Raw genomic sequence first — 12,239 nt, 5'->3', positions numbered from 1 at the left:
GCGCGACCGGGTCCCCGCGCTGTATCGGTCGCGCACAGGGTGCGCTCCTACATAGACGGAACACCTTCGACTTGACGCCCTGCCCGCCCGGGCCTAGCCTTATGTATCTCTGCATCGCGATATAAGGATACCCATGGACCTGGCTACCGCCTCCAGCGTGCTGCGCCTGCTGGCGGACCCCACCCGTGTGCGCCTGCTCGCCCTGCTCGAGCGCGAGGAACTGACCGTGGCCGAGCTGGCCGCCGTGCTCCACCTGGCGCAGCCGCGCGTGTCCACCCACCTGGCCAAGCTCAAGGAAGCCGAACTGGTTCGCGACCGCCGCGCCGGCGTGTCCGCCTACTACCGGGCCAATGGCGAAACCGACGAATACCTGCAGGTGCTGCTGAAGTCCCTGCGCGAGAACATCGACGACGCGCTGCTGCGCGAAGACGCCGAGCGCCTGCCGGGCGTGCTCGCCCAGCGCGCCAGCGAAGAAGGCTGGGCCGACACCGTGGCCGGCGACATGGAGCGCCACTATTCGCCCGGCCGCACCTGGGAAACCCTGGCCCGCTCGCTGCTGCAGCTGCTGGAAACCGGCGACGTGCTGGATATCGCCTCCGGCGACGGCATCACCGCCGAACTGCTGGCGCCGCACGCGCATTCCATTGTCTGCGTGGACAGCAGCGAACGCGTGGTGGAAGCCGCCTCGCAACGCCTCAAGCCGTTCACCAACGTCGAAGTACGCCAGGGCGACATGCATGCACTCGACCTGGGCGAACGTCGTTTTGATCTTGTGCTGATGCTGCACGCCCTCACCTACGCCGAACACCCGGCAAAGGCCGTCGCCGAAGCGGCGCGCGTGCTGCGTAGCGGCGGTCGCCTGCTGGCCGTGACGCTGGGCAAACACAACCACCGTGCCGTGGTGGAGCCGTTCGATCACCGCAACCTCGGCTTCTCCCACGACGAGTTGACCGGCTATGCCCAGAAGGCCGGCCTGGACGCGTTGAGCTGTACGCGCCTGAGCCGCGAACGCAAGGCACCGCACTTTGAAGTGATCAGCCTGCTGGCGCGCAAGCCGTAACGAGAGGAATCCCCCATGAGCACCCTCCCCTGGCTGCACCCCGACCGCGTTGCCCTTCTCGAAAAGGGCCTGCGCGAACGCATCCTGATCATCGACGGCGGCATGGGCACCATGCTGCAAGGCCACCAGCTGGATGAAACCGCGTTCCGCGGCGAACGCTTCGTGGACGGCCACGACAGCGCGCACGCGCACGACCACCCGGGCAGCTGCGACCTCAAGGGCAACAACGACCTGCTCACGCTGACCACGCCAGACATCATTCGTGGCGTGCACGAGGCCTATCTGGAGGCCGGCGCGGATCTGGTCGAAACCAACACCTTCAACTCCACGCGCATCAGCCAGGCGGACTATCACCTGGAACACCTGGCGTACGAGCTGAACCGGGAAGGCGCACGCCTGGCTCGCGCCGCGTGCGACGCATTCGAAGCGAAAACGCCCGACAAGCCCCGCTTTGTCATCGGCGTGCTCGGTCCCACCAGCCGCACCGCCTCGCTGTCGCCGGACGTGAACGACCCCGGCTTTCGCAACGTCACCTTCGAAGAACTGGTATCCAACTACACCGAAGCCACTGCCGGCCTGGTGGATGGTGGCGCTGACATCATCATGGTGGAAACCATCTTCGACACGCTCAACGCGAAGGCCGCGCTGTTCGCCATCAGCGAACTGTTCCGCGAGCGTGGCGCGCGTCTGCCGGTGATGATCTCCGGCACCATCACCGACCGCTCCGGCCGCACGCTTTCCGGCCAGACGGCCGAAGCGTTCTACTACTCCGTGCAGCACGCGCGCCCGATTTCCGTAGGCCTCAACTGCGCACTGGGCGCGGCAGACCTGCGCCCGCACGTGCAGGTGCTCGCCAACACCGCCACCTGCTTCGTCAGCACCCATCCCAACGCCGGACTGCCCAACGCCTTCGGTGAGTACGATGAAACGCCGGAGCAGATGGCTGCCGTGATCGGCGGCTTCGCCCGCGATGGCCTGCTCAACCTGGTGGGCGGCTGCTGCGGCACCACGCCGGCGCATATCAAGGCGATTGCGGAAGCGGTGCGCGATGTCACGCCGCGCGTGCTTCCGGGCGAAGCGCAGGTTGCGGCGTAATGCAGTACGACGTGGCTTCCAGTCAAGCCAGCAACAACGCAGCGCCTGGTCTTCCTCACCGTCATTCCCGCGGAGGCGGGAATCCCGTGCCTTTGCTCTTCGCAGTGTGCTGGCAAAGGCGAAAGACGCTGGATTCCCGCTTTCGCGGGAATGACGGTGAGGACAAATATCGCCATCCGACACTCCAGATCTTCCTTACCCAATCCTCTCCCCAACACGGAGAGGCGGAAACCGCATGATGCCCCGCCACACCCGACTCTCCGGCCTTGAACCGCTGGTCATCACGCCCGACCTGCTCTTCGTCAACGTCGGCGAACGCACCAACGTCACCGGCTCCGCGCAATTCCGCAAGCTCATCAAGGAAGATCGCTACGAGGAAGCGGTGGATGTCGCGCGCCAGCAGGTAGCCAGCGGCGCGCAGATCATCGACGTGAACATGGACGAAGGCCTGATCGATTCGGAAGCGGCCATGACGCGCTTCCTCAACCTGATCGCGGCCGAGCCGGACATCGCCCGTGTGCCGGTGATGGTGGATTCGTCCAAGTGGACCGTGATCGAAGCGGGCCTGCGCTGCCTGCAAGGCAAGGGCATCGTCAACTCCATCTCCATGAAGGAAGGCGAGGACCTGTTCCTGGAGCACGCGCGCAAGGTGCAGCAGTACGGCGCCGCCGTGGTGGTCATGGCGTTCGACGAACAGGGTCAGGCCGACACCTGCGAACGCAAGGTGGAGATCTGTTCACGCGCCTACGAACTGCTCACCACCCGACTCGATTTTCCGCCCGAAGACATCATTTTCGATCCGAACATCTTTGCCATCGCCACCGGCATCGAGGAACACAACAACTACGCGGTGGACTTCATCGAAGCCACCCGCGAAATCAAGCGCCGCTTCCCCGATACGCATGTCTCCGGCGGCGTGTCGAACGTGTCGTTCTCGTTCCGCGGCAACAACGTGGTGCGCGAGGCCATCCACTCCGTGTTCCTCTACCACGCCATCAAGGCGGGCATGGACATGGGCATCGTCAACGCCGGCGCGCTGATGATCTACGACGACCTTCCCGAGGAACTGCGGGAGCGCGTCGAAGACGTGGTGCTCAATCGCCGCAGCGATGCTACCGAGCGCCTGCTGGAGATTGCCGACAACTACAAGGCAAAGAAGGGCGAAGTCGTCGTCGAAAACCTGGCCTGGCGCGAGAAGCCCGTGCGCGCGCGCCTCAGCCACGCGCTGGTGCATGGCATCGACCAGTACGTGGTGGAAGACACCGAGTTGGCCCGCCTGGAATCCACCCGCCCGCTCGACGTCATCGAAGGCCCGCTGATGGATGGCATGAACGTGGTCGGCGACCTGTTCGGCGCCGGCAAGATGTTCCTGCCGCAGGTGGTGAAATCCGCCCGTGTGATGAAGAAGGCCGTGGCCCACCTCATCCCCTTCATCGAAGAGGAAAAGGCGCGCACGGGCGATGCCGGCAAATCCAACGGCAAGATCGTCATGGCCACGGTGAAGGGCGACGTGCACGACATCGGCAAGAACATCGTCGGTGTAGTACTCCGCTGCAACAACTTCGACGTGGTCGACCTGGGCGTGATGGTGCCCACGCAGAAGATCCTGGAAACCGCCATTGCCGAGAATGCGGACATCATCGGCCTGTCGGGCCTGATCACGCCGTCACTGGAAGAAATGAGCCAGGTGGCGCGCGAAATGCAGCGCCAGAACTTCACCATCCCGCTGATGATCGGCGGCGCCACTACCTCGCGCGCGCATACCGCGCTGAAGATCGAGCCGCACTACAAGTCGCCCACCGTGTGGGTGAAAGATGCCTCGCGCGCCGTGGGCGTGGCGCAGTCGCTGGTGAGCAAGGAGCTGGTCGACAACTTCATCGCCAAGGTGAAGGCCGAATACGCCGAAGTGCGCGACCGCCACCGCAACCGTGGCAGCGGCAAGCCGCTGGTGCCGCTGGACAAGGCCCGCGCGCAACGCTACAGCACGGACTGGGCGGCCTACGAACCGCCCCAGCCGAAGAAACCCGGCATCACCGTCTTCAACGACTACGACCTGGCCGAACTGCGCCGGTACATCGACTGGTCGCCGTTCTTCAATGCGTGGGAACTGGCCGGCCGTTACCCCGCCATCCTCACCGACGAGATCGTCGGCCCGCAGGCCACCGAGCTGTTCAAGGACGCGCAGGCGATGCTGGACACGCTGATCGCCGAGAAGTGGCTCACCGCGCGCGCCGTGATCGGTTTCTGGCCGGCGGCATCCACCGGCGACGACGTGGTCGTGCACACTGACGACGGCAAGAAGACCACCCTGCACCACCTGCGCCAGCAGGTCGACAAGCCGGTCGAACGCCCGGACTTCTGCCTCGCCGACTTCGTCGCGCCCAAGGCCGCCGGCAAGCAGGACTGGATTGGCGGCTTCGCCGTCACTGCCGGCATCGGCATCGATGAACACGTGGCCCGCTTCGAGCAGTCGCACGACGACTACTCGGCCATCCTGCTCAAGGCCCTGGCCGACCGCCTGGCCGAAGCCTTTGCCGAGCGCCTGCACGAGCGCGTGCGCCGCGAGTTCTGGGGCTATGCGCCCGCCGAATCGCTGGACAACGAGTCACTCATTGACGAGAAGTACCGCGGCATCCGCCCGGCCCCCGGCTACCCCGCCTGCCCCGACCACACCGAGAAGGGCACGCTGTTCCGGCTGCTGGATGCTACGAACCATGCCGGCATCGAACTTACCGACAGCTTCGCCATGTATCCCACGGCGGCCGTGTCCGGCTGGTACTTCTCGCACCCGGACAGCCAGTACTTCGTGGTGGGCCGCCTGACCCGCGAACAGGTCGACGACTACGCCAAGCGCAAGGGCTGGACGCGCGAGGAAGCCGAACGCTGGCTGGCGCCGAACCTGGATTACGACCCGGACTGAGGTCGCCGCAAGGCCGGTCGCGCACAAGTGCGCTCCTGCAAGGTGGTCGTTTCTTTGTAGGAGCGCACTTGTGCGCGACCGCAGCGCTCCGTCAATACCCGTGAATCAGGTCGCCTCGCGACCGCGCCTCCACGTGAGGAGGCGCGACGACTTTCCTCAGACCTCGCTTTCCACCAGCCCGCGCCGCTTTACCTCACGCATGTGCACCACCAGGTTGTACACGGAGACAAAGGACGGGAAGAAATTGGACAGGATGCCCACCGAGTCGTTCTTGCCAAAGATGAAGTAGGACAGCAGCAGCGCGCTGCCAATCACCGACAGCCACCAGAACGACAGCGGCATCACCACACGCTTGAGCTTGCGCGTGTAGTACAGCTGCACGAACCAGCGACTGGTGAACATCACCGAGCCCAGGAAACCCACCATTTTCCAGGGCGTCAGTTCGAAGCGGTGCAGGGACCCGAGAATGTGGTCGAGCTGGTGGGTCAGGAAGTCCATGGACGTGCGCCGAATAGGTGAAAAGCCGAGCATTGTACTCACTCACCTTTCAATCAACTGCCGTCTCACGGACTTTTTTACACCGGAAGGCTTGACCACCCACCCCACACCCCGTATATTTGCGCGCTCGGCGGGCGATTAGCTCAGCGGTAGAGCACTGCCTTCACACGGCAGGTGTCGCAAGTTCGATCCTTGCATCGCCCACCACGCAAATCAACGACTTAGGCCACCCCACAAGGGTGGCCTTTTTCGTTGTGCTCAAAAATACGCTCAAAATAAAAATCAGATGCGCAGCGGCTGCACCAGCGCGATGCGAGGTGTTTGCAGACAGCCATAGCGCACCGCGTCGGCCCCGTGATCGGGCCCGGTGCTATCCACGTCCTCGATGCGCTTCTGATCGCGCGGCAGCATGGGCACTGTGGCCCAGAAGTATTCGCAGCGACGGGCGATGTAGAGCCCTGGCTTGTCGACACTGCCTGCATCAGCCAGCAAGCGGCGCATGCGGTTCCAGCCCGTGATGCGGTCAGCCTTGCGCGCCGGCTCGAAATAGACGCCGGTGTGGCGGAACTCGTCGGCAATGGAGCCGGCACCGTGGCCCGTCTTGGCAAAGCACGCATCGTCGGCCACGCCATGCGGACGGATGCCCCACCGCTTGCACATGTCGATGATGTTCTCGGCCAGCACCGGCACCGTCCAGCCCAGGCCGGCATTGACGTTGCCACGCTTGCACGTCGCCAGCTCGTCCACGATAACCAGGCTATTGCGCGGGTAATAACGCTCGCCGACCGTAGCACCTGGTGACCGGGCGAACACATAGGTGGCACTCGGCGCCGAACTGCCGAAGTCGTGCGCCAGGAAGGTATCCCAGCCCTCGTGTATCTCGTCCCACGACTCCACGGCGTTGCGTGTCTCGTCCAGCACGCTGGCAAAGTACGCGCCGCGGTTCACCGCCCAATCGCCATCGACCCATGCGCGCAGCAACTCGGGATCGTCCGGGCAGGCACTCTCCAACTGGTCGGCGTACTGCTCGCGATCGATGAAGCGGTTGTCGGCGAACGTCGATGGCGCATACACCCACGGGCGCTTGCTCTTGGGCTCATCAAACATCGTCCAGGGCGCAGCGCGGAACACGTAGCGACTCGCGAGCCAGTGGTGACCCGGGCCGCCAGGGTTGGCCGCTACGATCATGCGGATAGGCATGCCGCGCGGGCCGCGCATGTTGGATCGCAGGATGTCCAGCAGTGACGGATCGGGAAACTGCCCAGCCTCGTCGACCAACAACGTGGTGAAGGACCGGCCCTGATACTTGGCGTAGTCGGCATGACTCTCGAGCTGGCCTAGTTCGAGATACGCACCATTCGGGAATCGCCACACATGCTCGGCGGCGTTGTACTTCGCTGCTGTGCCATAGACCTTTCCGAACAGGTCGCGGCATACCAGCTCGAAGTCGGCCAGGCCTTTGTAGCTTCGGCGGATGTACAGCATGCGTGCCTGCTCGGCGTACTGCTCGGCGTGGCGCAAGCAAAGCAACGCCAGGGCGTAGCTCTTGCCGCCACCACGGCCACCGCCAAGGAATATGTCGAATTCCTCGGGCACCGCCATGGCGCCCTGCTGGAACTCGTTTAGATCAATCGTCTGTGCTTGGCTCATGCTCGATCACTCGTCCTTTGCGGAACTGCTCCGGCGTGAGGGCGCCGGGTACGTTGAACGTGACGGACACCTTGTTGGCCACGCCGGTCTGATCGCCTTCGCGATAGCCGTGCCGGGTCTTTAGCAAAAAGATGCCGGCCACGATGTTGCCCTTCTCGGCCTGCTTGTAGAGCGCGTTGTGGAGCACCTTGTGCTCAGCCTCGCGGCCTTCGTCCATCGCCGCACGAAGCTCGGGATGGCGCTCCATCCATTCGTTGAGCGTTTCCAGAGACACGCCGAGTGAGCGGGCGATGCCCTTCACCGTGGCGCCCTCGCTCGACCATAGGCGGATGCGCTGCTCTGCTCCGCGCGGTGGCTTGCGGTCTACTGCGACGCGTTTAGGTCGTCCCATCATGATTCCTTGAAAGTGTGCATAAAAGGAGGCCGGCGATGCCGTTGCTCGGACCAATCTCAAACAAGGCATCGCCGGCCCATGAGTCAGTCTCGACGCTTCGGCGGCTGCGGTGCCTTGGCCTGCACGATGGCCGCGAACGCCTGGATGCGCTCCGCCCATGCACGCAATGCATCGGCTGCAGCGAACGTGTCAGCGGGCGTGCCGTCCGCGTTGTGCGCGAGGCGGACCAGCATGTTATCCAGGGCTCCGAAGTGGCCATTACCCCAGGCCAGCGCCTCGCGCAGCGTCATGGGCTCCAGCTCGGCACGCATGGCATCGGTCAAGGCGCGCTGCTCGTCCGCGGTCCTCATGCCGCACCCCCAGCCAGGCGGCCGGCGGTCGAGAAGTCGATCATGTCGTTGGCGCTCGACTCCAGCTCCTTGCGTGCCGCACCGGCGGCCTGGACGGCCTCCAGCAGGTCGGAGTAGTCCGCCGTTTCCTCGGGCAGCGTGGTGCGCAGGTGTTCGGTGCGGATGTTGGCGTGCACCTCGGGCGCGAGGCCGCACAGCTCCGGCGACGCGGTGGCCACGGCGCGAGGATGCGCGCGTGCCAGCTTCAGGGCGGCGGCCGGGTCCGTGGTGGCGCGGAGCATGGCGCGTGCCTCGGCATCCATCGTGGCTACGCCTGCAGAGGCAGGCGGTGCAATGGCTGCGTCCATTTTGGCCTTCAGCGTCTCAAGGCGGCGCTCCGCGGCGGTCAGGGCGGCATCGGTGGCGGTGTTGATCTGTTCCATCTGTTGCTTGGCGAACTTCGCACTACGCACCAGGCGCGCGCCTTCGGTCGCAGTGGTGTCGCTGGCGCTCGACCAGTGCAGGCTATGGATGGACTCCCAGGCGCGGCGCGCTTGGTCGGCAGCGTCCGCCAGGGCGGCGGCCTCAGACGTGCGCTTGGCGATGGCAGGCGTGTTGCCGAAGCGGACCTTCATGAGCGTGGGAGTCATGCGCGAGGTGGAGCGGTCATACGCGCCGAGCAGTTCGGCGGGAAGGTGCAGGCGGATGTTGTCGGTCATTTCAGGGTGTCCTTACGGTGTGTTTTGAGCGCCGTTTTTAACGTGCGCGTGCGAAGCCGCCATCCACAAAGGTTTGCGGCTGTTTGAACTGCCTTGAGCAGGCAGAAAGAGTGATTTCAGTCGTGCTCCGGACGCCTGCTAGGCGAGCACGTGTAAGTGATTGGTTTTTCTAAAAATTCTCACTGGTGCTGGCACCCTCGCCGTCGCACCAATCCGTGAGAACCGCATAAGAATGCGGGTTCTCAGCCCTTTTTTAGGGGTCGCGAGGGTCGAAAAAGCAGGCTTCCTGGCATGACATGGCCCGTTTTTCAGTGCGGGCCACATGCGGGCCGGCCCGGTGGGCCATGGCCCGCCCACCTCAGGGGTCTATAAGACCCTGAGTGGGCCAGGGCCGTCATGCTGCTTTCTTCAGCCATCGCTGCACGGTGGTCCGAGGTGTTCCTGTTTCCTCGGCGATCTCTCTCTGTGACTTTCCCTGGCGGAACATCTCGATGACTGCCGCCTGTCGTTTTGACTCCACCATTGCTCCCGTCGCATCGTGCAGGGCGAGGCTCGTTTCCAGGAGGATCTTCCCATCCAGTTGGGGTAGTTCGATCTCCACCGGGACGCGGCGCAATGTCAGCGGTGTTGGCTCAGCCCAGTCTTTCGCCTTGGTGGCCTTGAGGGTGAAATCCGGGTCACCTGGCTTGATCACCATCTCTGAGTCGAGCGCGGCCTTGTACGCGCTACTGCCGCGCCCACGCTCCTGGTTGTTGGGATCGTGGCCGGTGTGGTGCACGGTGAGCACCGTGGCACCCCAGCGCGTGCGCAACGAATCACATGCACGTATGAGTCGCCCCATATCCTCGCTGCTGTTTTCGTTCGCACCACCCATGGCCCTCGCCACTGTGTCGATCACGATCAACTCAGGATCGCAGCCAGAATCGAAAAAGATGGATTCGGCAATGTCCTCAATGGAGTTAATAATTCCGACGTGCGCATAGTCTTCGCAGAGGATCGGCAGACTGTCGGCCAAGAAAAGTGGAGCGCCCTCGATGCTGATGCCGTTGTGCCGCTCCCACGCTGCGATTCGCTTGCGCAGGCCGGTACGGCCCTCGCCGGCCAAATAGAACACAGCCCCCTGCTTGACGTTGCGCCCAAACCAGAGCGATCCGGTGGCAACGCGGCACGCCCAGTCGATGGCGAGGAAGCTCTTGCACGCGCCTGATGGCGCAACTAGGCCTGCCAACGTGTCCTTCACCAGCCAGCCATCAATGAGCCAGTCAGTGGGTTTGAACTCGACCTGGTCGGCGCGGGTGAAGTTGATGGATCGCATCACCTCATCCGTCATAGCCACCCCTTTCCGCCGGCACGGCAAGCCATTGCAAACGATCGCCGCCAGCGGTAGCGTGGACGTGCGACTCGTCACGCGTGTTTTCTTGCTCAGCCCCGGTGCCCGCCGGGGCTTTGCTTTTTGTCGGTTCCATCATTCGTCGTTGCCTCCCTGCGGCAAATGACGTTGCAAATACCAGCCCTCGCGTTCTTCAATCGGCGCGTCGAGCAGTTCGAGAATGTCCTGCGCTTCGCGCCGAGCTCCCTTGCAGGTGCTCCACGCTTCGGCATGGTCACCTTGGGCCGGGCTGAACGGCTTATGCGCGTGGCGATGCAATAGTTGGCAAGCCAAGTCGGTGCGGGTTTCGATGTTGCGAGCGAGACGGGTAAAGGAAGCGCGAAGCTCGGGTGTCATGAGGGTGTCGAGACCCAAGTCTTGGCGGGCGTTGGTATAGGCGTCGAGCACAAGCGCAGCCCAACCTGCATCGGCCATCCCGTCACGTCCGTCCATCTTGCCGACGGCGATTTCCGCCTGCGAGTCCGCCAGCTCGTGGTCCAGCTCGACCATGACACGCATCACGTCGCGGAGATGCGGGAGCGTCCACTTACGGAAGTCGTCGGCGGTCAGCAACCCGACTTCGATTTGCCAGTCGAAGAATGCGCCGATGGCCAACAATAGGACATCTACGTCGCCGCTTTCCTGCGCAGCGTCGACAGCATCCATCAGACGCCAGGCGGTGGCTTCGTGATCCGGGGTCAGTTCAACTAGTGCTTGGGTCATGGATGCACCTCCAGGTCGGCAATGCTTTGGATGCTGATCGAGTCGCGCGTCAGTTCCGCGAGCAGTAGACGGCCACCTACGGCCACGGCGACGGGTAATGAGCGCAAGAGATCAACCTGATCGCGCGCGATAGCTGTCATGCGTTCGGCTGAGCTCGGCGGTGACGGCAATTCTGCGTAACCTGGGTTCGGGCTAGCCATCCACGGAACCACGCGAGCGACGCGGAAGGCTTTCTCGCCGGGGTCGCATTTCCAAACGGCGGCCTGCATGCGATTCGTCGCACGCGACCAGCCAACCATGAGGATTTCTGCGCCGGGGAAGGAAGCGACGCCGTGGGGGATGGCGACTACCTCCATGAAGGCCTCGAGGTTCTTCTCAAGAAGGCTCTGCATGCGCTCGGCCATCGCGTCGTAGCCATCGAGCATGGCCCGGTTTAGGTCGCTCGCCAGCCAGTTGAAGAAATTCATCTCGCCGCGTGCGGCCAACACCACGTTTGCGTGGGGCAGCGTGAGAATCTTGCTTCCATGAGCACGACGCGCGAGGTCCGCGGCGTTGCCAGATACGATCGGCGCCATGCAGGTGTCGACGGCCACGAGCGCGCGGTCTTCTGCAATGAAACAGTTGAGAAGGCTCACGACTGGCCCTCCCTGGCAATCAACGGGTCGCCAACGACAGAGCCGCCGATCATGATTGCTGCGCCGCCAAGAGCCGCGTAGCTTCCGAAGAAGCTTGCACCGATAGTGCCGGCGGCTACACCGCTGCTCAACGCGACCAGCGCAACCATAGCGACCGTGCGCAGGATCTTCCCGCCACCGCCGCCCTGGGGCACACCTAGGACGTGGATCGTTTGTCCGGAGCGCGGCCGCACTTTGTTCCACATGACGTGCGGCACAGCGTGGCCACCGATGGTCACATTGCAGCTAGGGCTGGCCTGTTCACCCATCATCTGGGCAATCGTCTGGCCGGAAGGCATCTCGGAGGTGAGCCACTCACCACTCAATGGGTGCGCTTTCGCGAGGACGGTGCAGGTACTCATGCGGCCTCCTGCATCGCTTCATCGACAAAGCGCTGCAGCTCGCTTTCCGCGATCAATACGCGACGGCCGACGTGGAAGTTTTTCAGCTTTCCGCTGCCCATGAGTTCGTACAAGGAAGACCGGGAAATCCCCAGGCGCGCGCAGGCGGATGGGATTTGGTGCGCCAAGGGGCGCAGGTTGGCGTCGTCGCCAGTGGGACGTGCGGTGGTAGTCATGGGTTTTCCTCAAAACAGATGGACGGCCGCGCGCATGCGCGGAGCGACGGTTAAGAGCTCAAGTCGGGTTCGGGTTCGCTAGGTTCAGGATCGAACAGCAGTGGGCAACCTTGCGTTGCCCGCACCAGCCCATGACTACTTGGGTCTACCGGTGATCGCGCGTGTTGCACCTGGCTCAAATGCCGTGTTGCGTGCCAGCCCTTCGGCTCGTATGTGTCCTGCGCCTCACAC

Annotated in this window: 13 protein-coding genes and 1 tRNA gene; 4 read left to right on the top strand and 10 right to left on the bottom strand. The window is 63.7% G+C overall.

All coding sequences use genetic code 11. The features are described from left to right. The first annotated feature begins 133 nt into the window (after positions 1 to 133). The 3 genes from H8F01_RS16855 (at position 134) to metH (ending at position 5,075) form a co-directional block, all read left to right on the top strand. A complete protein-coding gene (locus tag H8F01_RS16855) occupies positions 134 to 1,060 on the top strand; it encodes an ArsR/SmtB family transcription factor (RefSeq protein WP_187056211.1) in 927 nt (308 codons plus the stop codon). Positions 1,061 to 1,075: 15 nt separating this feature from the next. Next, positions 1,076 to 2,155, top strand: a complete 1,080-nt coding sequence (locus tag H8F01_RS16850) for a homocysteine S-methyltransferase family protein (RefSeq protein WP_187056210.1) — start codon at positions 1,076 to 1,078, stop codon at positions 2,153 to 2,155. Positions 2,156 to 2,390: 235 nt separating this feature from the next. Then, positions 2,391 to 5,075, top strand: coding sequence for a methionine synthase (gene metH, locus H8F01_RS16845; protein WP_187056209.1), 2,685 nt, complete (start codon positions 2,391 to 2,393; stop codon positions 5,073 to 5,075). A 156-nt stretch (positions 5,076 to 5,231) separates the two neighbouring features. Here metH and H8F01_RS16840 read toward each other — a convergent pair whose 3' ends face one another. Next, on the bottom strand, positions 5,232 to 5,573 hold the full coding sequence (locus H8F01_RS16840; protein WP_187056208.1) for a lipid-A-disaccharide synthase N-terminal domain-containing protein: 342 nt from the start codon (positions 5,571 to 5,573) through the stop codon (positions 5,232 to 5,234). Positions 5,574 to 5,705: 132 nt separating this feature from the next. Between H8F01_RS16840 and H8F01_RS16835 the strand changes: the two genes are divergently transcribed. After that, positions 5,706 to 5,780: transfer RNA gene (locus H8F01_RS16835), tRNA-Val, on the top strand. A gap of 75 nt (positions 5,781 to 5,855) precedes the next feature. Here H8F01_RS16835 and H8F01_RS16830 read toward each other — a convergent pair. The 9 genes from H8F01_RS16830 to H8F01_RS16790 form a co-directional block, all read right to left on the bottom strand. After that, on the bottom strand, positions 5,856 to 7,223 hold the full coding sequence (locus tag H8F01_RS16830; protein ID WP_187056207.1) for a phage terminase large subunit: 1,368 nt from the start codon (positions 7,221 to 7,223) through the stop codon (positions 5,856 to 5,858). Further along, positions 7,201 to 7,524: a hypothetical protein gene (locus H8F01_RS16825; RefSeq protein WP_187056206.1), complete on the bottom strand. Its 324-nt coding sequence runs from the start codon at positions 7,522 to 7,524 to the stop codon at positions 7,201 to 7,203. Before H8F01_RS16825 ends, H8F01_RS16830 begins: the two co-directional genes overlap by 23 nt. Positions 7,525 to 7,700: 176 nt before the next feature. Then, positions 7,701 to 7,967, bottom strand: coding sequence for a hypothetical protein (locus H8F01_RS16820; protein ID WP_187056205.1), 267 nt, complete (start codon positions 7,965 to 7,967; stop codon positions 7,701 to 7,703). After that, on the bottom strand, positions 7,964 to 8,665 hold the full coding sequence (locus H8F01_RS16815) for a hypothetical protein (protein ID WP_187056204.1): 702 nt from the start codon (positions 8,663 to 8,665) through the stop codon (positions 7,964 to 7,966). The genes H8F01_RS16820 and H8F01_RS16815 overlap by 4 nt, the downstream gene beginning before the upstream one ends. Positions 8,666 to 9,059: 394 nt before the next feature. After that, a complete protein-coding gene (locus H8F01_RS16810; protein ID WP_187056203.1) occupies positions 9,060 to 9,980 on the bottom strand; it encodes an AAA family ATPase in 921 nt (306 codons plus the stop codon). 150 nt (positions 9,981 to 10,130) lie between these two features. Then, positions 10,131 to 10,757 carry a hypothetical protein gene (locus H8F01_RS16805; RefSeq protein ID WP_187056202.1) on the bottom strand — a complete coding sequence of 209 codons (627 nt, stop codon included), beginning with the start codon at positions 10,755 to 10,757 and terminating at the stop codon, positions 10,131 to 10,133. After that, complete coding sequence (locus tag H8F01_RS16800; protein ID WP_187056201.1) at positions 10,754 to 11,392, bottom strand: hypothetical protein; 639 nt, start codon at positions 11,390 to 11,392, stop codon at positions 10,754 to 10,756. Before H8F01_RS16800 ends, H8F01_RS16805 begins: the two co-directional genes overlap by 4 nt. Continuing rightward, positions 11,389 to 11,793 carry a hypothetical protein gene (locus H8F01_RS16795; RefSeq protein WP_187056200.1) on the bottom strand — a complete coding sequence of 135 codons (405 nt, stop codon included), beginning with the start codon at positions 11,791 to 11,793 and terminating at the stop codon, positions 11,389 to 11,391. Before H8F01_RS16795 ends, H8F01_RS16800 begins: the two co-directional genes overlap by 4 nt. Then, positions 11,790 to 12,008 (bottom strand): helix-turn-helix domain-containing protein, encoded by a 219-nt coding sequence (locus H8F01_RS16790; RefSeq protein ID WP_187056199.1) that lies wholly within the window; start codon positions 12,006 to 12,008, stop codon positions 11,790 to 11,792. Before H8F01_RS16790 ends, H8F01_RS16795 begins: the two co-directional genes overlap by 4 nt. Between the last annotated feature and the right edge of the window lie 231 nt (positions 12,009 to 12,239).

It is taken from the genome of Dyella telluris, assembly GCF_014297575.1.
Taxonomy (GTDB): domain Bacteria; phylum Pseudomonadota; class Gammaproteobacteria; order Xanthomonadales; family Rhodanobacteraceae; genus Dyella; species Dyella telluris.
This window is presented reverse-complemented; position numbering and strand designations above follow the sequence as displayed.